Annotated in this window: 27 protein-coding genes and 1 riboswitch; of the genes, 1 reads left to right on the plus strand and 26 read right to left on the minus strand. The window is 48.4% G+C overall.

What is annotated here, in order from left to right; all coding sequences use genetic code 11:
- Nucleotides 1–107 precede the first annotated feature (107 nt).
- Nucleotides 108–244: riboswitch (FMN riboswitch) on the minus strand.
- Between the two features lie 75 nt (nt 245–319).
- The 14 genes from K6T23_RS13620 to K6T23_RS13685 all read right to left on the minus strand — a co-directional run bounded on the left by K6T23_RS13620 (nt 320) and on the right by K6T23_RS13685 (nt 14,605).
- On the minus strand, nt 320–1,162 hold the full coding sequence (locus K6T23_RS13620) for a M23 family metallopeptidase (RefSeq protein ID WP_238281396.1): 843 nt from the start codon (nt 1,160–1,162) through the stop codon (nt 320–322).
- A gap of 653 nt (nt 1,163–1,815) precedes the next feature.
- A complete protein-coding gene (locus K6T23_RS13625; protein WP_238281398.1) occupies nt 1,816–2,937 on the minus strand; it encodes a hypothetical protein in 1,122 nt (373 codons plus the stop codon).
- A complete protein-coding gene (gene sigX, locus K6T23_RS13630) occupies nt 2,924–3,463 on the minus strand; it encodes an RNA polymerase sigma factor SigX (protein ID WP_056535626.1) in 540 nt (179 codons plus the stop codon). Before sigX ends, K6T23_RS13625 begins: the two co-directional genes overlap by 14 nt.
- A 240-nt stretch (nt 3,464–3,703) precedes the next feature.
- Nucleotides 3,704–5,470, minus strand: coding sequence for an ATP-binding protein (locus tag K6T23_RS13635; RefSeq protein WP_238281400.1), 1,767 nt, complete (start codon nt 5,468–5,470; stop codon nt 3,704–3,706).
- Nucleotides 5,467–6,183, minus strand: coding sequence for a response regulator (locus K6T23_RS13640; protein WP_048005922.1), 717 nt, complete (start codon nt 6,181–6,183; stop codon nt 5,467–5,469). Before K6T23_RS13640 ends, K6T23_RS13635 begins: the two co-directional genes overlap by 4 nt.
- A 191-nt stretch (nt 6,184–6,374) precedes the next feature.
- Entirely contained in the window at nt 6,375–7,550 is a 1,176-nt protein-coding gene (gene ccsB / locus K6T23_RS13645) for a c-type cytochrome biogenesis protein CcsB (RefSeq protein ID WP_053427756.1), read from the minus strand.
- Nucleotides 7,531–9,201: a cytochrome c biogenesis protein ResB gene (gene resB / locus K6T23_RS13650; protein ID WP_079516326.1), complete on the minus strand. Its 1,671-nt coding sequence runs from the start codon at nt 9,199–9,201 to the stop codon at nt 7,531–7,533. The genes ccsB and resB overlap by 20 nt, the downstream gene beginning before the upstream one ends.
- Before the next feature lie 27 nt (nt 9,202–9,228).
- Nucleotides 9,229–9,759 carry a thiol-disulfide oxidoreductase ResA gene (gene resA / locus K6T23_RS13655; protein ID WP_056535617.1) on the minus strand — a complete coding sequence of 177 codons (531 nt, stop codon included), beginning with the start codon at nt 9,757–9,759 and terminating at the stop codon, nt 9,229–9,231.
- Nucleotides 9,760–10,018: 259 nt separating this feature from the next.
- Nucleotides 10,019–10,750, minus strand: a complete 732-nt coding sequence (locus K6T23_RS13660) for a pseudouridine synthase (protein ID WP_056535614.1) — start codon at nt 10,748–10,750, stop codon at nt 10,019–10,021.
- 123 nt (nt 10,751–10,873) lie between these two features.
- Nucleotides 10,874–11,401 carry a spore maturation protein gene (locus tag K6T23_RS13665; RefSeq protein WP_238281402.1) on the minus strand — a complete coding sequence of 176 codons (528 nt, stop codon included), beginning with the start codon at nt 11,399–11,401 and terminating at the stop codon, nt 10,874–10,876.
- Nucleotides 11,401–11,994, minus strand: a complete 594-nt coding sequence (locus tag K6T23_RS13670; RefSeq protein ID WP_056535609.1) for a nucleoside recognition domain-containing protein — start codon at nt 11,992–11,994, stop codon at nt 11,401–11,403. Before K6T23_RS13670 ends, K6T23_RS13665 begins: the two co-directional genes overlap by 1 nt.
- Nucleotides 11,987–13,144, minus strand: a complete 1,158-nt coding sequence (locus tag K6T23_RS13675; protein ID WP_420493473.1) for a D-alanyl-D-alanine carboxypeptidase family protein — start codon at nt 13,142–13,144, stop codon at nt 11,987–11,989. Before K6T23_RS13675 ends, K6T23_RS13670 begins: the two co-directional genes overlap by 8 nt.
- A 125-nt stretch (nt 13,145–13,269) precedes the next feature.
- Complete coding sequence (gene scpB, locus K6T23_RS13680; RefSeq protein ID WP_238281404.1) at nt 13,270–13,854, minus strand: SMC-Scp complex subunit ScpB; 585 nt, start codon at nt 13,852–13,854, stop codon at nt 13,270–13,272.
- Nucleotides 13,841–14,605 carry a segregation/condensation protein A gene (locus tag K6T23_RS13685; RefSeq protein WP_053426690.1) on the minus strand — a complete coding sequence of 255 codons (765 nt, stop codon included), beginning with the start codon at nt 14,603–14,605 and terminating at the stop codon, nt 13,841–13,843. The genes scpB and K6T23_RS13685 overlap by 14 nt, the downstream gene beginning before the upstream one ends.
- Before the next feature lie 156 nt (nt 14,606–14,761).
- Here K6T23_RS13685 and K6T23_RS13690 point away from each other — a divergent pair, with 156 nt between their 5' ends.
- Complete coding sequence (locus K6T23_RS13690) at nt 14,762–15,286, plus strand: DUF309 domain-containing protein (protein ID WP_238281406.1); 525 nt, start codon at nt 14,762–14,764, stop codon at nt 15,284–15,286.
- Nucleotides 15,287–15,308: 22 nt separating this feature from the next.
- On the opposite strand, the gene K6T23_RS13695 is transcribed toward K6T23_RS13690, so the two are convergent.
- From K6T23_RS13695 to K6T23_RS13750, 12 genes are all read right to left on the minus strand, one after another.
- Complete coding sequence (locus tag K6T23_RS13695; protein ID WP_053426688.1) at nt 15,309–15,662, minus strand: GNAT family N-acetyltransferase; 354 nt, start codon at nt 15,660–15,662, stop codon at nt 15,309–15,311.
- A gap of 330 nt (nt 15,663–15,992) precedes the next feature.
- Nucleotides 15,993–17,297, minus strand: coding sequence for a diaminopimelate decarboxylase (gene lysA / locus K6T23_RS13700; protein WP_148984524.1), 1,305 nt, complete (start codon nt 17,295–17,297; stop codon nt 15,993–15,995).
- A gap of 83 nt (nt 17,298–17,380) precedes the next feature.
- Complete coding sequence (locus K6T23_RS13705; RefSeq protein WP_056535597.1) at nt 17,381–18,850, minus strand: spore germination protein; 1,470 nt, start codon at nt 18,848–18,850, stop codon at nt 17,381–17,383.
- Nucleotides 18,843–19,415, minus strand: coding sequence for a stage V sporulation protein SpoVABEA (spoVAEA, locus tag K6T23_RS13710; RefSeq protein WP_238281408.1), 573 nt, complete (start codon nt 19,413–19,415; stop codon nt 18,843–18,845). The genes K6T23_RS13705 and spoVAEA overlap by 8 nt, the downstream gene beginning before the upstream one ends.
- A gap of 24 nt (nt 19,416–19,439) precedes the next feature.
- Nucleotides 19,440–19,862, minus strand: coding sequence for a stage V sporulation protein AB (locus K6T23_RS13715; protein WP_056535587.1), 423 nt, complete (start codon nt 19,860–19,862; stop codon nt 19,440–19,442).
- Nucleotides 19,852–20,472 carry a stage V sporulation protein AA gene (locus K6T23_RS13720; protein ID WP_273546623.1) on the minus strand — a complete coding sequence of 207 codons (621 nt, stop codon included), beginning with the start codon at nt 20,470–20,472 and terminating at the stop codon, nt 19,852–19,854. Before K6T23_RS13720 ends, K6T23_RS13715 begins: the two co-directional genes overlap by 11 nt.
- Nucleotides 20,473–20,611: 139 nt before the next feature.
- Complete coding sequence (gene sigF / locus K6T23_RS13725) at nt 20,612–21,379, minus strand: RNA polymerase sporulation sigma factor SigF (RefSeq protein ID WP_053426683.1); 768 nt, start codon at nt 21,377–21,379, stop codon at nt 20,612–20,614.
- A gap of 12 nt (nt 21,380–21,391) precedes the next feature.
- Nucleotides 21,392–21,835 carry an anti-sigma F factor gene (gene spoIIAB, locus K6T23_RS13730; RefSeq protein ID WP_048005938.1) on the minus strand — a complete coding sequence of 148 codons (444 nt, stop codon included), beginning with the start codon at nt 21,833–21,835 and terminating at the stop codon, nt 21,392–21,394.
- Nucleotides 21,836–22,186 carry an anti-sigma F factor antagonist gene (gene spoIIAA, locus K6T23_RS13735; RefSeq protein WP_053426682.1) on the minus strand — a complete coding sequence of 117 codons (351 nt, stop codon included), beginning with the start codon at nt 22,184–22,186 and terminating at the stop codon, nt 21,836–21,838. It lies immediately after the preceding gene.
- A gap of 107 nt (nt 22,187–22,293) precedes the next feature.
- Complete coding sequence (locus K6T23_RS13740) at nt 22,294–23,460, minus strand: D-alanyl-D-alanine carboxypeptidase family protein (RefSeq protein ID WP_056535584.1); 1,167 nt, start codon at nt 23,458–23,460, stop codon at nt 22,294–22,296.
- A gap of 140 nt (nt 23,461–23,600) precedes the next feature.
- Complete coding sequence (locus tag K6T23_RS13745; RefSeq protein ID WP_238281411.1) at nt 23,601–24,908, minus strand: pyrimidine-nucleoside phosphorylase; 1,308 nt, start codon at nt 24,906–24,908, stop codon at nt 23,601–23,603.
- 27 nt (nt 24,909–24,935) lie between these two features.
- Nucleotides 24,936–25,751: a purine-nucleoside phosphorylase gene (locus K6T23_RS13750; RefSeq protein ID WP_238281413.1), complete on the minus strand. Its 816-nt coding sequence runs from the start codon at nt 25,749–25,751 to the stop codon at nt 24,936–24,938.
- Nucleotides 25,752–25,772: the final 21 nt, after the last annotated feature.

Here is a 25,772-nt window from a genome sequence, read left to right on the forward strand (position 1 = left end):
TGCCCGAGCCCCAATAAAAAACTCCCAGATAAAAGATATCCAGGAGAGTTAAAGGCATGCTCGAATAGACATTCAGACTTCCCTTTTCTGAACGCATTGGCAGTAACCTTCATCTTCTCCCATCCAGACTATACTGTCGGCTTTGGAGTCTCACCAAATCCTGCCTCAAAAAGGCTCGCGGGCTTAGAAGCAAAAATGCTTCATCACCGCCGGTAGGGAATTGCACCCTGCCCCGAAGATGAATCATATTATTTTATTCTTACTCATTATACATAAGAAGTGCCATTATGTGAAGAGAAATGCTTTGAATTCGAAACAATCAGTGGATCCTTAACGTTTGCGATGGATAGATCGGCGAATCCCTGCGTAGATCATTGGCCGCCAGAAGCTTGTCCAGTTCTATTCCATGAGCGACGGCAATAGAATAGAGTGTGTCCCCCTGTTCTACTTGATAGGAATCCATCCTTAAGCTCAATTCCTGACCTACAGCGATCGTGGCATCCTTCAGACCGTTCCATTTCTTAAGGTCATCCACGCTCAGACCATGTTCATGGGAAATGGACCATAGTGTATCGCCTTTCTTGACTCGATACTGATCACCTGCAACCTGTGACGCCGCAACGATCTGATACGGATCTTTCTTTTCAGCGAACACCACTTGTCCGACCCCGCCTTGTCCAAATACGACAAAAGGATCGATGGCATTCTCCTTCTCAAACGTCCATTCTCCTGCGTGGATCTCAAAATGAAGATGGGGACCGGTGGATATCCCGGTATTCCCAAGCTTCCCGACCTGCTCACTCCTATGTACTTCCTGCCCTTCTTTTACCCCTCTTGAAATGAGATGAGCATATACCGTCTCATATCCATTGTCATGACGAACGAATACCACATGACCATAGCTATCTGATAAGTACGACCTTGTTACGACCCCGTCTGCCACCGAATGAACGGGGCTGCCTTCCTCGCCCCCGATGTCCATTCCTTTATGGGTCCCGGATCTGGAACCAAACACATCTGTAATGGTGCCATCAACCGGAAACCTCCATTCAGCAGTGGAATCACTTTCTGCTTTTGCGACTCTCCCTGTCATGAAAATCATGCCTACACACAGCGCCAACACAATCACAATCAACAGTCTCCGACCATAATCAGCAATCATACCGTTCCTCCTAATAAATGCTCACCCAAAATTGAACAACACCTCTCACTATATGCCCCTTCCCGCTACACTATTCCAAAAAAACCCTACCCATCAGTCTGCCATTATACAAAAGAAATATACCAAGAAAAGCGGAGGCGGGTGGTCCTGAGGCGACAAGCATAAGGCAAAGGCACTGGAAAGGCGTTCTGTGCCTTTTTGGGGACTTTGCCTTATGACCTCGAGCCTCAAGCCCCCGGAGCTGGACAGGAAAAAAGCGGAGCGGGGCTGACATTTTATGAATGATTGCATGAAGACGGGACCGTTCCTTTCCGCTGCAGGGACTTGCTTTCCTGCGGGGAGGAAGTCGAGCTTCCTCGGCTGCGCCTGCGGGATCTCGACCTTTCCTCTTTTCCCGCGGGAGTCAAGTCCCTTCCGCTCCAATACACTCTGTGTTTTTTTATGGTTGCTTTTAATACTTTATGGGTGGTGAAATCATTTCTGCTGAATATGTAGAGTTGATGGATTTTCAAACGAAGAGGTGGTTCCTGTGTTTTGGATACATATCGATTTGAATGCAGAGTTAATAGCCATGGATTTGCTCATTTCCCCTGTACGTCATTTCATATCATCAGGCAAAAAAAAAATGAAAAGCGGGAGATCCCGCTCTTCACTTATTCCTGTAGGGTAATTCGATTTGGTGCGATGGGTGTTTCGATTGGTGCATCGAATGCAAAACCGTCCCATTCTTCTTCGCTGATGTTTTCAAACATCACCTGTTTGTAGCCGAAACTTCGCGCTGTGAGGAGGAGTGATTCGATTAGCTCCAGGGCTTCTGTTTCATCCATATTCTCCAGGTGTACTTCATTCATGAAACTGATGATCGGGTAAGTGCCCTTCTCGACTACGCGAACATTCAGTCCTTCGGGTATGGCACTTTCATAAAATTCAGATCCGGCTTCATTCATGGCTGTAACTGCACTATCCAAATCTTCATATTCCAGGTTATCCGGTACAAGAAAATGGTCAAGCCCGTTAGGAGAGTACACAAAGAAAGCTTGTTTTGCATTCTTCGGCAGCTCGATTTTCTTTAGGACCCCGTATCCGCTGAATTGCGGATAATTCCCATCCTTATCCTTGAGATGAAGTTGGTCAAAGCCCCTTCCCTGGAAGGAGTAAAACAAAGAGTAGTAGAAAGCATATTCCATTGCGCTATTGCCCGTATACGCCTGATCCCCATTCAAGGTGAAATTGATATCATCTCCATACCCTTTTGAAACGGTTCCTTCCAAGGGAACGAATTCTTCCATACTAAGGTCTTCTTCTGGAATGAGCTTAGCGAGTTCCGTATATCCATCCAGCCACTCATCTTCATCCGACAAGTGCTTGGTCACGCTCACAGGGACAGGGACTCCTTCAGGTGAAATAAGGCCGAACGTATAGACTTCAGCATCCTCCACCATGCTTTCATAGAGGGAGAGTCGTTTCTCTCTATCAGCCACAGCCTTATCTGCTTGAAGGTCCTTGCTTTCATCCATCATTGAAGCTCCCTGATCTGAGCGGCTTTCTTCTAGCTGTGACTGCTGTAGAAGAGCGGGGCTCAGCAGGGTGAAAATCAAGATGGCGGCAACGGCAACCAGTCCGGGTATGATTTTCTTCCCTTTCAAGTGTCGCTGTTTTTCACCTTGTTGGCTGATAGAAGCATATATGGACTCAGGTTTTCGCTCATCTTTGATCTTTGGAAGCTTTTTGACCAGTTTTTCTATGTCCCGGTCATTCCAATCAGATTGCTTCACTATCGTCCCCCTCCTTCCGCAACCGTTTGTTCATTTCAATCCGCAGCCATTTGACGGCGCGGTGCTGGGTTGTTTTCACTTTGCTTTCCGACCAGTTCAATATCTCTGCTGTTTCCACAATGGATAGCTCCTGGAGATAGCGCATGATGATGACCATTCGATGATCCGTTGAACAACACTTAAGGCAGTCATATAGTTCGCGCACTTCCTCATTGGCCAGGGCGAGTTCTTCAGGCAGCGGGTTCTCATCGGACAATTCGCTCCGACTCCAGTCAAATTTGTCCAGAAGACGATTTTTCCAGTTCTTCTGCTTCCTGAAGTGATCGATTGCAACGTTCTTCGCTATCGAGAAAAGCCAAGTGCGTTCAGAGCTCTTCCCTTCAAAATGCTGATGTGACTTGAGCACACGGATATACACTTCCTGTACAAGGTCTTCAGCCAATTGTCTGTTCTGCACCATGTAGAGAAGAAATTGAAATACATCCTGATGGTACTTTTTATACATGTCCTCAAAAACGGAGTGCACTTCTTTCCCTCCCCGTCATTCCATTAGTCGTTATTTCCTTGCAAAAGGTTACACATTATCAAATATAGTAGTTTCTGGGACGTTTGGAAAGACCTATATTTCAATTCCTGTCCAGTGCACAAAAAAGAACCCATACGGCACGTAACGGTTGCCGTATGGGTGAAAAGCGCAAATTCCATGATTGTTCCCCGTGTAACAAGAAAAATCGGGATGATCCTGCAATGTGCATGCGAGAAATGACTAATAAGGAAGAAAGAAGGTGAACGTTGTCCCTTGATCGAGTTTGCTTTGCACCTGGATATGGCCACCATGGGCTTCCACGATATTCCTGGCGATCGCAAGACCGAGTCCCGTTCCCGCCTTCCCTCGTGTCCTTGCTTTATCCGCTTTATAGAATCGTTCAAAGACGAATGGCAGATCCTCCTCCGGGATCCCGGATCCTGTGTCTTGTACAAAGAAGAGATAGCCTTGGGTATTCCGATTGAGGAAGACGGTCACTTCTCCTCCCCCAGGAGTATGCCGTATGGCGTTATCGATCAAATTGGTCAGCACCTGTTCGATTTTATCGGGGTCGATGGACAATTCACGTTCCCTCTCGACCTCACTCTCGAACTGTATGGAAATCTTCTTCTCTTTGGCAACGCCCGCAAACTTATTGGCCACCCGCTCTGTGAACGGCATGATTGTGACCGATTGTTCATGAAGGGTGATGTGTCCCGCCTCCATCCTCGCAAGGTCGAGGAGGTCATTGACCAATCTTCCCATTCGGAGCGACTCATCATAGATGATGCGGGCGATTTCTTTTTTCTCTTCTTCTGTTTCCGCGATATCATCCACAATCGCTTCACTGTACCCCTGAAGCATCGAGATCGGGGTACGGAGTTCATGGGACACGTTCGCAATAAAATCTTTCCGAAGTTTGTCCAGTCGACGTTCTTCCGTCATATCCCGTACGACGGCGACCGCGCCTCGGATCGTATTGTTGTTATACAGCGGGCTGACGATCACCACGTAGCTACGGCCTTGAAGTGTGATCTCGTCGGTTTGTTCCATGGCGGTCACCACGACGCTCTGCAACAGTTCTTTGACGATGGCCGGAATCGATTCGCCTTCGTTGCTTCCGTGCTCGTAATACCATTGCTGGAGGAACCGGTCTGCAGGCGGGTTCGTAATGAGGATCGTACCGTCCCGATTGAAGGTGATGACCCCATCGGCCATGGAACTCAGAATGCTCGACAGCTGTTCTTTTTCCTGATTCAGGGCATTGATATGGAACTTCAGCTGTCTTCCCATCTGATTGAATCCCGTTGCGAGTTCACCGATTTCATCTTTTGTCAGGATCGGTACTTTCGTATCGAACTTCCCTTTCGCCACTTCGAATGCTGCTTCCCTCATCTTCCTCAATGGAGATGTGATCCTGGTAGAGAGGAAGAAAGCAAAGATGGTGGTGAGGATGATCGCGATCCCCATGGCAAGGACGATAAGCTTCGTTGTCTGTTTCGTCGTATCCTTTATCACATCAAGGGACTGATAAAGATAGACGGCCCCTTCCTGACCCTTTACGCTCAGATGGCTACCGACGATGATGATGTTCTCATGCCGGTTGGCAGAGGATTCTGATGGAACTTCATATTCCCTCTTGATGGTCTTATCACGGACTTTCACTTCCTTAAGTTCCGGGTCATTCTTGATGAATCGGTGAATATCCTTCTCGACCCCGGTGGAATCCTGGGAAAACAGTTCTTGGTTATCATCGACCGTAATGAGAATATTGACGGGATCATCGATGATTTCACTGCCAAGCTCGAGGCCCAGATCCAGGTCTTCATGATTTTCAATCACCTTGGCTACTTTGTCGGCAGTGATCGTGAGCTCGTTTTCCACCACATCCACATGGTAGTTCTGGAAGAACTCAAGAAGCAGGATCGTCAGGATGAAAAGAACGAAGGAAACAAGGAGAAGGATGGTGACCCAAAGCTTCCCGACTACACTACGCCACAGTCTCATTCATTTGTAACCTCGAACTTATATCCGACGCCCCAAACGGTGACGATCATGCGGGCAGCGTCTTCCGATACTTTGTTCAATTTTTCACGAAGGCGTTTGACATGGGTATCCACTGTCCGAAGATCTCCGAAGAATTCGTAGTGCCAGACTTCTTTGAGGAGATGCTCACGATCGAACACCTTATCAGGGGCCTTTGCTAGGAAGTAAAGGAGTTCATATTCCTTCGGGGTCAGGTTCACATCGATTCCATCGGCACTCACCCGGTGAGCATCGTTATCAATGGTCAGATGCTTATAGACGATGAGATCCTTCGCTTTTGCATCGGTCTGGATGAAGCTGGTCTTGGAAGACCTTCTGAGAAGGGCTTTCACCCTCAGAACAACTTCCCTTGGTGAGAAGGGCTTTACGATGTAATCATCGGTTCCCACTTCGAAGCCTTGGACGCGGTTCACTTCTTCTCCTTTTGCCGTCAGCATGATGACAGGCGTTGTCTTCGTCTCGCGAAGATTCTTACACACTTCGATCCCGTCCATCCCGGGCATCATCAAGTCTAGAAGGATGCAATCATATTCGCGTTCAAGAGCCATTTCAAGGGCGCGCTCCCCGTCTTCCGCTTCTTCGATTTCATAATTTTCTCTTTCCAGATACATTTTCAATAGTCTTCTGATGCGGTCTTCATCGTCCACAACCAGAATCCGGATGTTTTCTTCCATGGGTTTTCCCCCTTTAGCATAGTTATCTCCATTTTAATCGGAAATAGTGGTACTTTTAAACCGAAAAGCTCGGTTGATTTGTTCAGGAAATCATTTCAGTTGTTCATCTATGTACGCTTCCTGCTGTCCGCTGTTTCATTGTATCAAAAAGCTGACAGGGGCATCCATGTCAGCTTTTTGACTCTTTGCAATCAGGCATATGAGTGTAAGCCTGCAATGATCAAGTTGACGGCCACCAGGTTGAAGAGGATGATGGCGACCCCTACGACGGCCAACCATGCCGATTTCTCCCCGTGCCAACCTTTAGATAATCGTAAATGAAGGAAGGCCGCATAGAATAGGAAGGTGACCAGCGCCCACACTTCCTTCGGATCCCATCCCCAGTAACGGTTCCAGGCAATCTGTGCCCAGATCATGGCGAAGATCAAGCCGCCTAGTGTGAAGACCGGAAATCCGATGAGGACGGACCGATAGCCGATTTCATCCATGAGATTCAGGTTCACATTTTTCACCATTGGCTGCATTTTCGCAGCGATGCGCTTACGCAAGATCAACCTGAGGAGAAGATAAAGGACCGCTCCGGATAGGATTGACCAGATCACCGTATTAAGTTTCTTCGCATTGATGAGGGCAGGCATTTCAACCAGGGGCTTCATGACCCCTTTTGTCTGCAGCTCACCTTCATTCGGTCCTACGAGTGCAGGCAATGTATATTGCGCTACTGCTTCCTTCTCTTCCTGGTTGATATAGTTGAAGTCTGCCTGGTAGTCCATCCCTTTGAATACGACTGACACCACGACGAAACCAAGTACGACAACCAGTGAGAACATGACCGTTTCGAGCCAGAATGATTGTCTGCTTCCTTTAGAATGATCCACTGATTTCAGAAGGTAGATCAACCCTGCGACGAAGCTGATGGAAAGGATCGCTTCACCGGCCGATACGGTCGTGACATGGATCTTCAGCCAGTCACTTTGAAGGGCTGGGATCAGCGGTGAGATTTCCGTCGGGAACATGCTTGCATAGGCAATGACGAGCTGCGCAAACGGCAGCGCGATGATTCCAAGAACGGTAGATTTATACATAAAGTAAATGATGATGAACGCACCCACAAGCATCATTCCGAAGAATGTGGTGAATTCAAAGAGATTGCTCACCGGGGCATGACCCGCAGCCCCCCATCTCAGGAAGAAATAGCCGATTTGCGCAACGAATCCGATGATCGTCAATGTGATACCGATCGTACCCCATTTGCGCTGATTTGTTTCCGTCGTGTTCTTTTGGCGGATACTTCCACCAAAGAAGAACGTCGCCACCAGATACGTGATAAAGGAGATGTAGAGCAGGTTACTGCTCCATTCTGCCATTGTTGTCGACATCCTTTTTCCCCCTTGCTTCTTTCGATTCTTGTTGATCTTCCGGTTCCTTTATCCCTGTTCCATCCAGGATGTGGCTGATTTCGTGCTTGAGGCCATGCCAGTTTTTATTCGTATGCCCCGCAACGATGATGCCGTCCTCGGACTTTCTAAGCCAGATTCTCCGGTGATGCCAATACGCCCCCTGGATGACTCCGATCATGAAGATAGCTCCCCCGACTGCCAGGATCCAAAGCGTGAGGTCCTTTGAGAACGTCAGGGCTGAGATATCCCGTGAATCAATCCCTGCGAACGATAGCTTATACTCATTTTCCCCGAGTGGTTCCAGGTTTTTCTGGATTCCGATGAAGGCAACCTCCCCATCAGGCTTTTCAGGTGAGAACAACTCGAACAGGAATGCCGGGTTATTTGGTAGCGGAGAGGCAGTTTGAGGCTCGCCTTTTTTATCGAATCCTGAAAAATCAGGATAATAGCCTTTGAGCTTCACTTTATAGCCATCATCAAGATCATACTCTTCCTCCGGATCCATCAGATTGACGGTGAACGCCCCGTGCTGATCACCCGTGTCTTTTTTATCCAGAGTGAAGCTCATGCTTGTCAGCTCATCAAGCTTATAGCTAGTCTGATAAACTGCGTAGTTGCCGAATTTCAAGGGGTGATTCACCCGGATGGATTCTTTTTTCTCTTCGGTCCGTTCTACTTCCTGTCCCGGAAGGCGTTCTCCTGATTCCTTATAGAGGACCACATCGGTTTGGAAATTCTTTGCGACATCTCCATTCTTCTCGATGGCTTCACTGAACACTTCTTTGTCTTTCTCTTTATCATAGGTTTCCATGATGAAGTTTTCATTTTTGATGAAATATTCGTTATCCGTTCCGGGTACCGCGCGGGTTTCTCCTTCACGGATCCAGATGGTTTCATTCAAGTACATACCCGGGACGAATCGGAGCATGCCACCTATGAGAAAGATGATCAGCCCAATATGGTTGACATATGGACCCCAGCGCGAGAATCGATTTTTTTCCGCCAGGATGCTTCCATCTTTTTCTCTTATCTTATACTTCTTATCTGATAATCTCTTCTTTACATCATCCATCGCTGTCGGCTCAAGACTAGAAGCCTCAGTCTTCCCATAAAATCTCTGTCTCTTCAGGAACCCTTCATGCCGGTCGACCCTTTGATTCTTGAGGGCCCTGTGGAGGGGGATCACCCTGTCCAGGCTGCAGATGACGAGGGATACTCCGATGGAAGCGACAAGGAGAAGATACCACCATGAACTATAGAGATCATGGAATCCAAGGGTATAGTACAGGTCTCCTAAGAACCCGTATACATCCCCATAGAATTCTTCCGGCGGCCTTCCTCCGGGTATGTATTCTTCCTGGGGCAGCACCGTGCCCAAAGCCGATGCAATAAGCGTGAGGACGATGAGCCACACGCCCACCTTGACGGATGAAAAGAAATTCCAGACCTTATCTATGATGGATTTACTGTAGGTTTGAGAACGCCTGGCGCTTCCCTCATAGCGCATATCATGCAGCTTTTCATTTTTTGCTTCTTCTGTAAGGGCCCGTCCACACGATTCACACAGGACCGTCCCATTGGGATTGACGTGACCGCATACGCACTTGATCTCTTTCATGTTAAAACCCCTTCTGTCAGGTTGGCGTTATGGCTTGATACTCTCAAGATCTTCGATAATATCTTCTTCTGACATCGTCCCCGTGATGATCTTTTCGATCTTCCCATCTGGGTTGATCAGCATGGTCGTCGGAAGCGGATCGATTCCGTAGGCATTCTGCACTTCTTCTTCCTTATCGACGACAATCGGAAATTCGAGGCCGTGCTTAGAAGAGAAGCTGTTGATCAGGAAGTCCGACTGCCCTACATTCACCGCAAGGATCTGAACGCCTTTATCCTCATATTTTTTATATTGATTGTTCATATAGGGCATCTCACGTTCACAGGGTTTACACCATGTTCCCCAAAAATTTAGGAATACCCCCTGCCCTTTGTAGTCGGAAAGCTGATGGGTGTTGCCTTCCATGTCTTTAAGGACAAAATCAGGGGCCTGATCACCCACCTGAAGCTTACCACGATCTTCCTTGGTGAAGTTGGCATACAGCGTGTAGCCGACGGCTGACACCAGTATCAGCAAGATGGCCGACCGGATTATCAGTCTGCGCTTTTTCTTGTTCATCGTAACCCTCCTTGCTCTGAAATCGCTATCAAAATAAGTGAAATAAAATGACTTCCTATCGAAGTCCTTATGTATACCTCCCCATCACTTCAAAAATGATAGAAGGAAAGGGGATGATCGATTGATCAACCCCTGCCAGTGTCTGGTTCAACCGTTTCTAGAAGCAGGGGCCTTCCCCATAGATGGTAAAATTCCTTTCCAATTATACCATTTTTCTTCATGACGGTCTTTCAGATTATATGAATGATTCGTGACACTTTTATTTGTTGGCGGCTGATTCTGCCAGCGTGCGGAGCTGCTTGACTTCGTGCGGGGTCAGCTCTCTTCCTTCACCAGCTGTCAGACCCTGGAGGGTGAGTGAGCCATAGCGCTCGCGCTTCAGCTTCTGCACCGGGTATCCGATATGCTCGAACATGCGGCGAACCTGACGATTCCGACCTTCATGGATCGTGATTTCGATGATGGACTTCCCTTGCTTCTTGTCCATGCTCAGCATTTTCACTTTCGCCGGAGCGGTTCTGCCATCCTCGAGCTTCACACCCTTTTCAAGTTCCTTCAACTTGAATTTGGATGGTATGCCCTTCACCCTGGCAACGTACGTCTTTTCGATTTCATTGCTCGGGTGCATGAGGAGATTGGCGAACTCTCCGTCATTCGTAAGAAGCAACAAGCCAGACGTTTCATAGTCTAGGCGACCGATCGGATAGATCCTCTCGTCGATTTCCGGGAAGAAATCCGTCACGACTTCACGATTCTTATCATCGGTCACGGCAGAAATCACGCTCCGCGGTTTGTATAGCATATAGTACACCTTGTTTTCCCGTTCGATCTGGACTCCGGAGACATCCACCCGGTCGGAAGCCGCTACCTTGGTTCCCAATTCTTTAACGACTTTCCCATTCACTTTGACTTTTCCTTCTATGATCAGCTGCTCAGCTTTGCGCCTTGATGCGACACCGCTGTGTGCAATAACTTTTTGTAAACGTTCCACGGTCTTTCACCTCATTTTTCTATTCCTTCATGAATTATGGCATAAACCATGGAAAATAGAAAGGTATAAAAAGAAAACGGGGTTCCGCTTTCCTTTTATACCTTTTTAGAATTGGAGGCCAAATTAGAACATCAGTGTTACGACGAAGATGGCGGCTGCGATTCCGACCACATCGGCGAGAAGACCGACCTTCATTGCATCCCCCATCCTTCGTATCCCTACAGCACCGAAGTAAACGGTCAAGACGTACAGTGTCGTATCCGTACTTCCCTGAAGTACAGATGCAAGCCTCCCTATGAAGGAATCCGGTCCATAAGCCGCCACCATATCGCTCATCATTCCTAGAGCGGCCGTCCCGGAGATCGGCCTGATGATAGCGAGGGGGACGATTTCCGGCGGGATTCCGATAGCCAGGAGACCAGGCCGGATAAGATCGACAAAGAATTCCAAAGCGCCTGATTCCCTGAAAATCGTGATGGCTACAAGCATTCCAATCAGGAAAGGGATGATCGACATGGCAATTTTGATCCCTTCCTTCCCCCCTTCCACGAAGGATTCATAGGTAGGGACCTTCTTCCACGTGCCGTACAGAAGAATGAAGCCGATCAATAGGGGGATCATCCAGAGTGAAACCAACGAAATCCACTGCATCACTTCACCCCCCGTTTCGTTCTCCTGTAGTGGAAGTACCGGTCAATGAGGATTGCGCCGATTGCCGACAGGATGGTTGCCACCAGGGTAGGACCCACGATTTCCGTCGGCGAGGCTGAATCATATTTCATCCTGATGGCAATGACCGTCGTCGGAATGAGGGTGATGCTTGACGTATTGATGGCCAGAAACGTGATCATCGACCTGCTCGCCGAGTCCCTTCCACCGTTCAGCCGCTTCAGCTGTTCCATCGCTTTGATCCCAAGGGGAGTAGCCGCATTCCCAAGACCGAACATATTCGCCATCATATTGCTTAAGATATACCCCATGGCCGGATGGTCTGCCGGCACTTCCGGGAACAGCCTCTTCACAAACGGCCTGCAGAGTCCCGCAAGCTTATCGAGGAGCCCCGCCTCCTGGGCAATCCTCATCATCCCGAGCCAAAAAACGAGGACGCTGATGAGGCCGATACAGAGGGTGACCGCTTCATTGGCCGATTGAAAGATGGCTTCGTTCACTTCGGCCATCCTCCCATTGATCACAGCAAAAACGAGACCGATGATCGTGAGCGCCACCCAGATGATGTTAACCATTTCCGTTCACACCAAGGACCGATTGGATGGAGCCGGCCCATAGCTTCCACCAGCTTTTCTTCTCGGGTTTTGATCCTGATTCAAAATATACCGGGAGAGAGTCCACTTGTTCATCATCCAGATAGACGAGGGCATTGCCGACAACATCAGGCGCCCCCTTACCATCGGCCCATTTCTTCTCAGGCTTCATCATCCTGTACTCCACCCTGACACCGTCCACTTCGTTCTTTTGAAGAGTCAGGACCGCATCTCTGTCCACACGGACATGCCCTTGATAAATAGGGTCATCGATGTTTTCGATTTTCCCTTTTGCTATGACGATTTTATAGTCATACTGCTTGAATCCATACTCGAACATGGAGATATGATCATTCCAATCATCCGGCCCGTTCAATGTAACGGCGATCAAGTTCTCCCCATCTTTAGAGGCTGTGGAGACAAGTGTCCGTTTCGCCCTCTTGGTGAAGCCTGTTTTTCCTCCCGTGCTGTATTTATAAAGCTCCGTCAAAAGCCTGTTCTTGTTCTTCCACTTCCTGTCCCATTTCTCTTCGGGATTGGGCGCTGTATGGAGCTTGGTCCCGGCAATCTCGGCATAGCGCTCATTTTTCATGGCGTACCTGGTCAGGATGGCCATATCCCTTGCGGTGGAATAGTGGTCCTCATGATCATCCAACCCATGTGGATTCGCAAAATGGGTGTTTTCCATACCAATTTCACGGGCTTTTTCATTCATCATATAAACGAACCCATCGAGACTGCCGCCTACGTAATCTGCAATAGTAACGGCCGCATCATTCCCCGATCTCAGCATCAGCCCGTACACGAGGTCTTCCAATTTGATTTTTTCCCCCGCTTTCAGGTACAGCGAGGATCCTTCTGTTCTGACGGCATCATCCGGCACCGTTACATCGCGGTCAAGCTTCCCAGATTCCACGGCCAGGATCGCTGTCATGATCTTGGTGATACTCGCAATCCTGCTTTTCTCATCCGCATCTTTTTCATACAGGACCCTGCCTGTTTCCTGATCCATCAGGATCGCCCTCTGCGAGCTCACAGATGGAGCAGCCTGTACCTTTCCTGAAACCAATGAGAACAAGAGGACAACGATCAGGAGGCTGTATATGTAGACTTTCCGATTATTCCCCTTCACCTGCATCTACTCCTTGTCATGACTATTTGTACAAGTTTATGCGGGACAACGGGTAATATGATTGAATACTCCCTTGCGCTTGCCATAAAAAAAAACACCGCCCACTTCCGGACGGTGTTTCAGAATCATTCATTGTTATTCAGCGTTTCCTGGAATTTTTCAAAAAACAGATCTGCTTCCTCATCTGCAAATTCTTCTTGTACATGATCTGGCAGGGGTGGAAGCTCCTCTATGCTCTTCAACCCGAAATAATCGAGGAATTCTTTGGTCGTACCGAACAGGTAGGCCCTGCCTGTTCCCTCGGCGCGCCCCACTTCTTTTACCAGCCCTTTCGATGTGAGGGTTTGTACGGGACGTTCTGTCTTGACCCCCCGGATCTGTTCGATCTCAGCACGTGTGATGGGCTGCTTGTACGCGATGATGGCCAAGGTTTCAAGTGCCGCCTGGGAAAGGAGGCTCACATTTGGTGATTCCACCAGCTTTTTAAGGTATTCAGCATGTTCTTTTTTAGTAGCGAGCTGATAGGCACCCGCAATTTCAACGACTGCGATCCCGCGGTCGTCGTACCATTCTTTCAGTTCATTCATTCTGTTCAATGCTTCGGCTTCCGGTATCTCCAAAACCGAACAGACCTGTTTCAGGGAAAGACCTTCGTCTCCGGCTGCGAAAAGCAGGCTTTCGAGGATGGCTTTCCAATTACGTTTGTCCAACTAGTCCTACCTCCTCACTTGCTTCCACAAAAATTTCCGTGAAATTCTCTTCCTGGTCGACGATGATTTTTTGACGTTTCATCAATTCAAGGACGGCCAGGAATGTGACAACCAGATGATCTTTTTGATTGGAGGGGAAAAGGCTGGTGAAGGTAGTTCGCTTCCTCAAACTTTGCAGGCTCACTAAAATTTCATCCATTCGTTTTTCTATGGAAATCTCCTGCCTGGTAATTCTCGTTGACACAGGCTTCTGGAGCTTTTTGCGTCGCAATAATTTATTGAATGCACCGAGCATATCATAGACTGTGACCTGGCCGATGCTGTCTTTCAGGTTTGAATCCTCTATGTATTCAGATAGGTCGCTTGGCGGCTTCGTAAAGACCTGTCCCCGCTCTTCTTCCCTGCTCCGTAGTTCTGTGGCAGCTTCTTTGAATTTGCGGTATTCAATCAGTCTTTCCACCAGTTCGTCCCTCGGATCCTCTTCCTCGAATTCGATTTCTTCATCGAGGGAATCTTCATCGTATTTCGGCAGGAGCATCTTGCTCTTGATCGCAAGGAGCGTCGCCGCCATCACAAGATATTCACTCGCAACGTCGAGCTTCAGATCCTTCATGGCGTGCACATAGATCATGTATTGCTCGGTAATCTGTGCCATGGGGATATCATAGATATCAATTTCAAGTGAATTGATCAGATGCAGTAGAAGATCCATCGGACCTTCGAACGCTTCAATTTTCACGTTATATTCCATTTCATCACCAATTTCCATTGTACAGACTTAAAAAAGAGCTACTTATTAGTATAGTAGATTGACTACCATTCTCCAATAGAAATTTTACCCCCTGCTCAATTCGTTTCACCACACGGGGGAGTATGCTACACTAACCCTATTGAAAGGAGCGGTTGAATGACACAACATCCCATCCCCTATATCGAATTCCTCGCCCACTTCAATGGGAGCAGGGATTACTTTGAGTGCCATGAGGTCCTAGAAGAATACTGGAAAGACATCGATCCCGGCAACAGGGACTCCCACTGGGTCGGCCTCATCCAGATTGCCGTCGGGATGTATCATTATCGCAGGGACAACCTTAAGGGTGCAGGACGAATGATCCGTAAGGGTACGGAGAATCTGAAGCGTCACCGTTCGGTCATGAGAGATTTAGGTCTTGATGAAAGCAGACTGTTTTCCATCCTTTCAGAAACAGAGGAAAGCATTGTGAAAGAAATGCCCTATCGCAGTGTCAGCCTCCCAATACAGGATCCAGACCTTCTCCTATCTGTTCAGCAGTGGTGCACCCATAACGGATACGGCTGGTCTCTCCCGAGTGACTTGACCGATCACGAGCTCATTCATCGCCATTCACGCAGGGATCGCTCCCAAGTGATCCAAGAACGTGAAGAAGCCCTTCTCAGAAAAAAAAGAAACTAGCCTCAGGGCCAGTTTCTTTTTTTCATTCATTCATTTCCCCTTCGCATCTTTCAAAAAAGGAAGCGGTTTCTTCGTTGGGTTTGACGTCTAGCTCAGAGTACATGTCCTTCAGATGTTTCACCATCGCCTTTCCGATTCCCTCATGACGATGTGACGGATTGACGGAAATGTGATGGATTTCCATGGCGCCTTCTTCTTTCTGCACTCCGATCAGTCCAACTATGTCTTCTTCTTTCCATAAAAAAAGCTGCCAATTTTCATCCGTTTCATACTGCTTCATCGTTTGCTGAAGCTTCTTCAGATCTTTTTCACTTGGCATGAAAGATAATAATCCCATTGCGATCTTTTCAAAAGCCTTTTTATATCGGATTAACATATTTACCCCTCGTTACGTTTATATCCAGATACTTGTATCATGGACAAAACAATCATTTTAATAAGCGAATGTTTTACTATCTTACTAAAACTGTTCTTTTTTATCAACTACCGTTTAGTTTCCCGCTAAGAAGAGCCAGTAAACCACTCCCCACGCCAAACCAACTGCCAAAAGAAGGAAAAATAAGCGCGTGTTATTTTTCGACATACCATCCCCCCCGATTCAACACCCGATCTATGAATGTATCTGGTAGACTCGCACTCTATCAAGTATAACAGGTCACGGGAATATCCGGCACCTTCGGCCAGGAGATTCCCATGAACGTCACATTCAATCGAGTGGGAGGTCAAGGGAGAGAATATCCTCATAGGTTTCCCTTTTCACTACAAGGCGATCCTTCCCTCCTTCCACGAAAACGACGGGCGGACGTGGAATACGGTTATAGTTATTCGCCATGGAGTAACCGTATGCGCCTGTGCAGAAGACGGCCAGGAGGTCACCAGGTTCTGAAACCGGTAACGGCAGATCCCAGATCAGCATGTCACCTGACTCACAGCATTTCCCTGCAATGGATACGGTCTCTTCCACAGGTGTCCCTGCCTTATTGGCAAGTACCGCCTCGTATTTCGCGCGGTACAGAGCAGGGCGGATATTATCACTCATCCCTCCGTCGATGGCGACATATTTCCTTACTTCCGGTACGACCTTGGTCGATCCGATGCTGTAGAGGCTCGTCCCCGCATCGCCCACCAGTGAACGACCCGGCTCGATCCAGATTTCCGGCATGTCCAGTCCATGACGCTCCACCTCTTCCTTCACCACTGTGATCATGTCTTTTACATACTGTGCAGGTGGGATCGGCTGATCTTCGTTCGTGTACCGGATACCGAAGCCTCCTCCAAGATTGATGACCTGAGGAACGAACCCGTGCTGCTCCTTCCACGATGCCACGGTGTCGATGATCTTCCTTGCGGCCAAGATGAAGCCAGTCGTTTCAAAGATCTGCGACCCGATATGACAGTGGAGTCCAAGGAGTTCGATGCCCTCCATGGCCACTGCCTTTTTCATCGCCTCTTCGGCTTGGCCGTTTCCAAGATCGAAGCCGAACTTCGAATCCTCCTGACCCGTCAGGATATAATCATGGGTATGGGCCTCGATCCCAGGAGTGACACGGAGAAGCACCCTCGTCGATCCTCCACGTTCAGCGAGTATGGCGCCAATCAGCTCAAGCTCGTGGAAGTTATCGACCACAATGCAACCGATCCCAAGTTTGAGTGCCATTGCAAGCTCTTCATACGATTTGTTGTTTCCGTGAAAATGAATCTTCTCGACAGGAAAACCCGCTTTGATTGCCGTATGGAGTTCCCCTCCGGAAACCACGTCCAAGGATAACCCTTCTTCTTTCATCAATTGAAAGATCGCAATGCTTGAAAAGGCTTTGCTCGCGTAGGCAACCTCCGCTTTGACGCCCAGCTCTTCAAACGTATCCTTAAAGCCGCGTGCGCGTTCCCTGATCAGTGATGTATCATATATGTACAGGGGGGTACCGTATTGTTCCGCGAGCTTTACGGTATTGACCCCACCTATGGTCAGTTGACCCTGTTCGTTAATTTCCTGAGATCCATGAAGTTCCATTCTCTGCTCATTCCCCTCTTTAATCCTTTACTAATTAAAAGTAATTTACCATAGAATGAGGGGGCTTGCAATCCTTCCAGGATTCAGCTCGGCTGTTTGTGCCGGTTCCGTGCATGGACGATGCTTGGTCTGATTTTGGCACCCGGCACCGAACGCCTGATGAGGATCTGTAGGAACGCTTTCGGACTGAATGGCAGCAGGGGCCACATATAAGGAGTATTCAGTGACTTGATATTGGTGACGAATAGGACGTAAAGGGTACATCCAATCACGAGTCCCGGAATATGGAACAACGCCACGAAAATTAAAATGACCAATCGTGCCATCTTGTTGGCGACGCTTAATTCATAACTCGGGGTGGCAAAGGTACCGATCGATGCAACCGCTACATAAAGGATGACCTCCGGTTGGAAAAGCCCAACATCGATGGCAATCTGACCGATCAGGACCGCCGCGATCAGACCCATTGCCGTTGATAGCGGCGTTGGCGTGTGTATGGCCGCTATCCTGAACATCTCCACCCCTAGATCTGCGATGAAGAGCTGGGCGATCACCGGGATATTGGTCTGTTCATCGGGACCGACATACTTGATAGCTTCCGGCAATAATGATGGATCCAAGACAAATAGATACCATAAAGGCAGAAGGAATAACGACGCCAGGACACCCAGGAATCTCGTCCAGCGGACAAATGTCCCCACTGCTGGAGATTGGCGATATTCTTCCGCATGCTGGAGATGATGAAAATACGTGGTCGGGGTGATGATCACACTCGGTGAGGTATCCACGAAGATCAGGACATGGCCTTCCAAAAGGTGAGTCGCCCCGACGTCCGCCCTTTCCGTGTACCGCACGAGGGGGTACGGATTATATCCTTGTTTGACAAGGAATTCCTCGATTGTTTTATCGGCCATCGTCAGGCCGTCGATTTTTATGCTTTGAAGCTCTTGTTTGACGATTTCGATCAGGTTCGGATCGGCCACGTCTTCGATATAGGCGATGGAAATGTCCGTTTTGGACCGTTCACCTATCCTGAAGATCTCAAACCGGAGTCTCGGATCTCGGATCCTCCTGCGGGTCAGGGCTGTGTTGACGATGATATTTTCCACATAGCCATCACGTGAACCCCTTACCACCTTTTCTGTATCCGGCTCCGACGGTTGCCTTCCGGGATAGCTCCTCACATCAACGATCAGGGCTTCCGGGGCCCCTTCCACAAAGACGGCAATCAACCCTGATAGGACTTCATCCACCGCTTCCTCCACCGTTTTGACAGGTTCGACGGACTGGTGGACCAGACGATTGTGTACAATATCATAAATCTTACTGGTTGCCCGTTCATTATCATTCACTTCAACGAGTTCTTCAACGATATGAATGACATACGATGCATCAGTCAATCCATTGATATAGTAGATATGGACACCTTTCTTCAGGATCATCAGCTTACGTACGCCCAAGTCGAAGCTTTTATTCAGTCCAACATGGTTTTGCATATACTCTTCGAGTTTCCCCAAGTCCTTTGGAATCGGGGTCTTCCTGATTTCACCCATTGTACCCACTCCTCTCTAAGATGATTTCCACTGCTTTTTTCGTGATGGGACTGCCTTGGGAGTAGTGATCCCGCTTCGCCATTTTCCCTATGTCCCCTACACCGACGATTACCGCCACGTCCAGTTCATCCAGACAATACACCGTATCACCCGTCAATCTTCCCATTTCCATTTCCGGCACGCCGAATTTATCGACTCCATAGGGGGTGAGCTCTCCGAATTTATCAATGCACACGTCGACCCTCGTCCACTCCGCATGCCTTGTATGACTGGCAACAGCTATAACACCCAGCACTTCAATATCATCATGCTGCGCTACGTACTTCATGGCCCTCTCTCCCGACCCTTCCCCAAGGAAGCCGCTATCATCGAACATGACAAAAACAGGGTCGCATTTGGCCTTTTTGATCAACTTGACCACTTCCGGCCCGGAAAGGACGGTCGGATTCCCCTTCGTGCTGGAAATACAACGTCCCCCGAACTCCTTGGCCACGCATTCAACGGCCTTTTTCGCATATTCGTCACCGTCGGTTACAAGGATGACCTTCCGTTTCGTGTCTGTCATTTCAACGACCGCCTCTGCTTATGATTACGGCTGTACCAAGTACAGCCAATGGAATAGGGACCCTGCAATCTTGCCCAGGACAATGGCCATGATGAGCGTGATGATCTGGCTTTCGATCCCGATCCTTTTTGCCAGGATGGGAAATACATTGAGCACCTCTGTCAGAGCGGCTGCCATCAGACCGATGAAAATGCCGCTTGCTGCACCGATGGGAATCAGGATGATGGCCGCTGTGTGAAGCGTAAAATCATTCAATGAGATGAACGTGCCTGAAAGCGCCCCCGTCACGACTGCCCATTCATAGGAATGGATCATTTTCATCGTTTTCGTCAACTGTGTAAGCCTCGGGATGATCCCAAGGACCGTCAAGAATGCCACCAGCCCCGATCCTACTGCAAGTCCCCCTCCGAACCCCACAAACAATGCCAGGAGGATTTTAATGGTCATCGAGCTTTTTCTGACTTTCTTTGTTTTCATGCATGATGACATACTGATCAAGGTCCTGCTGGTAGTTGAACATCTCTACTTCTAAGGGGCTTGGCTCTTCATTGATTCGTTTTTTGAACACATGATTGAAGAACAGAATCATCCCGAGTCCCAGACCGATGGAATAGGGGATCTGATAGATCAACGGATGTGGATCTATTCGGCCTGTAATGAAAAAATACATGCGCTGATGTACTTCCCTCATGCTCACATCTTCATGGAAGTTGATGATAGCGAGCGCCGTTCCGATGAATAAGAGGAGCCAGACGCCTGCGAAAAGGGGAAGGGATACCTTTTTCTTTTCATACACCACTTCGATGATTGTTTGGACTGGACCGATCGTTTGGATATCGAGAGAGGGATGGACGGCGTTAATGCGCCTGATGGCCGTCATCACATCCACGACGATGATGTTTTTATCTGCCACGGTAACATGATGGACAGGTATGTCTCTTATGCTTTCCAAAATCGGCTCCGGTGCGATGAGCTGGGCGATCTGCCCCAATTTCACTAAACTCTCTTCCCTCACTTGGATCCGGTGGCGCAATCGGATATACAGAACGTTCTCCAACATACTCACTTCCTGATTTCCTTGATTTTCACCTTGTTACCCATAGTATGGATGTTCAAAAATTATTTATGTAAACGCCCTGTATCCTCTCCACACCAAAAAGCCCGCAGGCCCCTTTATTCAAGGGTCCTGCGGGTTTTCATTCTGTATTCATTTGTTCCTTCATCGACTTGAGGATTTTCTTTTCAAGCCGTGATACTTGCACCTGTGAAATGCCGAGCCGCTCTGCCACCTCCGACTGGGTTTGATCTTTGTAATAGCGTAGGTACACGATCAGGCGCTCTCGTTCATCCAGTTCCAATATCGCTTCTTTTAGGGCGATTTTATCAAACCATTTATAGTCGGTCTGATCGGCGATCTGATCCAGTAATGTGATGGGATCCCCATCGTTTTCATAGACCGTTTCATGGATGGAAGAAGGAGCCCTGCTGGCTTCTTGCGCCATGATGACTTCTTCCGGGGAATACTCCAGATGTTCGGCCAGTTCGTTGACAGTCGGCACCCTTCCGAACGTCTTTGAAAGCTCGTCTTTTGCCTTGCGTATTTTATTCCCCATTTCTTTTAGGGAGCGGCTTACCTTGACGGTGCCATCGTCCCTGATGAAGCGCTGGATCTCCCCGATGATCATAGGGACTGCATAGGTGGAGAATTTCACATCATAACTCAAGTCAAATTTATCAACGGATTTAAGAAGGCCGATGGAACCGATTTGGAACAGATCATCCGGCTCGTACCCCCGATTGAGGAACCGCTGGACGACAGACCAGACCAGCCGCATATTCTTCTGGACAATAATGTCCCTCGCTCCCTGATCACCATCTTGACTGAGTTTTATCAGTTCCTTGACCTCGTGATCCTTTAAGAATGGCTGCGCCTTTTCCTTTTCATTTTTCACTTCGACATCCATGGGCACGACTCCTTAATTGCATAGCGTTTTACTATTGGTTAAGTGCTTTTTCAGCCTTACCGTGGTGCCTGTACCTGGGTGTGAGGATATTTCGATTTCATCCATGAAGTTTTCCATGATTGTGAAGCCCATGCCAGAGCGTTCAAGTTCCGGCTTTGATGTATATAAGGGCTGGCGTGCTTCATCCACATCCCCGATTCCGATCCCTTCATCGCGGATGGTCATATCGATGTAGCCATCTTCTTCCATGATGACAGAGATGAATACCTGACCCGTCGGTTTGTTTTCGTAGCCGTGGATGATGGCATTTGTGACGGCCTCGGAGACGACGGTTTTAATTTCCGTAAGTTCATCCATCGTCGGATCAAGCTGTGCGATGAAAGATGCCACGGTTACACGGGCAAAGGATTCATTCTGACTCACTGAACTGAACTGGATACTCATTTCATTCCTCATTCAAGCGACCCCCAATCGTTGCAATGCATTTTCTTCAGATGGTTCAAGACGAATGATCTTGAATAGACCTGACATCTCAAAAAGGCGGTTGACTGAATGAGAAATGGCACAAACGACCATCTCTCCATGTTTTTGCTTAATTTGTTTGTAGCGGCCAAGGATCACACCCAAGCCGGAACTATCCATGAAGCTCAGTTCTTCAAGGTTCAGGATGATATGGCGGATATTTTCATTCTCGATCAGGGCGGATGCCCTTTCCCTTAATTCATCGGCGGTATGATGATCCAACTCCCCGCTCAGACGGATGCACAGGACGTCACTCTTCACTTCTAGGTCAATAGCAAGACTCACTATAGAAAGCCTCCTTCTCTGTCTTATAGTGAGTGATTTCGCTATTCTTTTTCAAGAATCCTTCCTGATGACAAAACTAGAAGGAATTCGTCATAATTAGTCAATGTTTATTGATCGGTCTTGGTGAACATGCTCATGCTTCGTTTATAGAAGTCCCACCAGCTTGCCTTCTTCACATCGCTCTTTGCCACAAGTGGTGTTTCAAGTACCTTCTTCCCTTTGTTCATGATGACGAGCTTACCGATTTCGTCCCCTTTCTTGACCGGGGCCTTCACCTCATCTGCGATGCTCACCTTCTGCTCTACCTTATCAAGTTTCTCACCTTTTTGAGTCAGGATTGACACAGGCTCTTGTGTGACGGCTTGGAGTTTGCGATCCTTCCCTTTCGACACTTTGGCTTCGCCTATGTCGTCACCCTTTTTGTAGAGGGGCTTGGTTTGATATTGATTGAAGGCGTAATCCAGCATGGTGCTCACTTCGTTGTTGCGGTCCTTAGGTGACGGCGCACCGAACACGACGGCGATGACCCTCATATTGCCTTTTTTCGCCGTGGCAGTGAGACAATATTTCGCCTCATTAGTGAAGCCGGTTTTGAGACCGTCCACTCCATCATAGAAACGGACAAGTTTATTGGTATTCACCAGCCAGAACTTCTTATCTGTATTCTCCCTGAGATACGATTCATAGCTTCCGGTGAACTTCGTGATCCCTTCATATTTCAGTAATTCCTTTGCCATCATGGCCATATCATGGGCAGAACTATAATGGCCTTTTGACGGAAGTCCGGTCGGATTTTTAAACTGGGTGTCCTTCAAGCCCAGTTCCTTTACCTTGGCATTCATTTTCTCAACGAAGCCTTTTTCACTGCCTGCGAGATGCTCCGCCATGGCAACGGATGCGTCATTGGCAGAACCGATGGCGATTCCTTTCAGCATTTCCTCCACAGACATTGTTTCACCTGGCTCAAGGAAGATCTGTGACCCGCCCATCGATGCTGCATGTTCACTGGTTCGAATCTTGTCTTTCCAGTCGATCTGGCCATTCTCGATCGCCTCCATGATCAGGATCATGGTCATGATCTTTGTCATAGATGCCGGAGCCAAGCGTTCATGACTGTTCTTATCGTAAAGGACAGAGCCCGTATCCCTTTCGATCAGGACCGCTGATTTTGCTACTTCAGCAAGTTCGGACTTCTTCTCCTCAGCAAATCCCGATACGGGGGTCAATGAAAAAATAAAGAAACATAGCGTCAGGATAGACAGTACACGTTTCATGTTAAGATCCTCCATTCATCTTCAATATTCAAAACTTCTATCACCATTTTTTCCAACATAGACCTTTTTATACAAAGGCTTCCGAAAATTCTCTGCACAAAAAAAACCACCTTCCGTTTTCAGGAAGGTGGTGCTAGTAATTAATGTGTGATTTCTGTGTGGATCAGGGTAGGTGCTGCTACTTTCTCAGGAGAAAGCTTGATGCTTTCATATAGCTTTTCTTTCACTCGTTCCAGTTCAGTTTCATCATTGCTGAATATGGTCACCAATGATTCCCCTGCCTCTACGCGATCACCGATCTTTTTCCTGAGCTCGAGCCCGACGGCAAGGTCGATGACGGAATCCTTCGTCGCACGTCCCGCTCCGAGCCACATGGCTGCAGTTCCGACGGCATCTGCGATGATCTCGGATACATATCCTGATTCCTTGGCAGGCAGTTCACTCACGTGGGCAGCCTGAGGGAGTTTTGACGGTTCATCCACGATGGATGCGTCCCCTCCTTGAGAGGCGAGGAAGACCTTGAAGCTCTCAAGTGCGGATCCATCCTTCATGGCTTTAATCAATCTTTCCCGTGCTTCTTCAATGGAATTCGCCTGTTCAGCCAGGTAGACCATGTGACTTCCAAGGGTCAAACAAAGTTCAGTCAAGTCTTCCGGTCCTTCACCCTTCAGCGTATCGATTGCTTCCTTCACTTCGAGGGCATTCCCGATGGCAAACCCGAGTGGCTGACTCATATCAGAGATGACGGCCATCGTTTTCCGACCAACATTATTCCCGATATTGACCATGGCACTGGCGAGCTCTTTGGAATCTTCAAGGGTCTTCATAAAGGCGCCTGCTCCGGTTTTGACGTCGAGTACGATGGCGTCGGCTCCTGCTGCGATCTTTTTGCTCATGATGGAGCTTGCGATCAGCGGGATGCTATTCACCGTCGCCGTCACGTCACGAAGCGAGTACAGCTTTTTATCGGCAGGGGTCAGGTTTCCACTCTGTCCGATGACAGCCAGCTTGTTTTTGTTCACAAGACGGATGAATTCGTCATTTTCAATTTCCACATGGAAGCCTTCGATGGCTTCAAGCTTATCAATGGTCCCTCCGGTATGTCCGAGTCCGCGGCCGCTCATCTTCGCCACAGGTACTCCAACGGCCGCTACAAGGGGGCCGAGTACGAGGGTCGTCGTATCACCGACGCCACCCGTCGAGTGTTTATCCACTTTGATGCCTTCTATGGCGGAAAGGTCGATCTGATCCCCCGACTCCACCATCGCCATGGTTAAATCGGCACGCTCCCTTTCGGTCATATCCTTGAAGAAGATCGCCATGGTCAAGGCGCTAACCTGATAATCCGGAATGGATCCTTCTGTATATCCATTTACGATGAAGTTGATTTCCTCCGTCGTCAGTTCTTTTCCATCACGTTTTTTCTCTATTAGGTCAACCATTCTCATCACTTTCACCCACTTATACGTATTAGCTTACAATGACTTGACGATTTCTTTTACATAAGAAAGGAAGTTGGCACGGACCATTTCGGTTGTCTCCATGACCTCATCATGGGACAAGGGTTGATCCAGGATTCCTGCAGCCATATTGGAAATACATGAGATTCCGAGAACCTTCATACCGCCGTGACGGGCCACAATGACTTCGGGAACGGTGGACATTCCGACTGCATCGCCTCCTAGGACGCGTGCCAGGCGGACTTCTGCTGGTGTTTCATACGTAGGACCTGTATTGCCAACGTACACTCCTTCCTGCACATCGATGGAAAGCTTACCTGCAATTTCCTTGGCAAGCTGGCGAAGATCCCTGGAATAAGCTTCCGACATATCCGGGAAGCGGGGACCCATGCGGGAGTCATTCGGGCCGATGAGGGGATTCCCACCCATATTGTTGATATGATCCGTAATGATCATAAGGTCGCCTGCCTTGAAGCTCTCATTGACACCTCCAGCCGCATTCGTCACGATCAGAATCTCGACTCCAAGCTCCTTCATTACGCGCACCGGGAAGGTTACTTTATCAAAGTCATATCCTTCGTAGAAATGGAAGCGTCCTTGCATCGCCACGACTTCCTGACCTGAAAGTCCGCCGTACACGAGCTGACCCGCATGTCCTTCCACAGTGGAAACAGGGAAGTCGGGTATTTCGTTGTAGGGGATCTTAACGGGCTCTTCGACCTCATCTGCCAGGACTCCGAGTCCGGAACCCAAGATCAAGCCGATTTTCGGTGTCTTGGTGAATCGTTCGTTCAGGTAGCGTGCGGCTCTTTCAATTTGTTCGTATTTCATGGTCACCTCTCCTTTACCTCT

It is taken from the genome of Rossellomorea marisflavi (genome assembly GCF_022170785.1).
Classification (GTDB): domain Bacteria; phylum Bacillota; class Bacilli; order Bacillales; family Bacillaceae_B; genus Rossellomorea; species Rossellomorea marisflavi_B.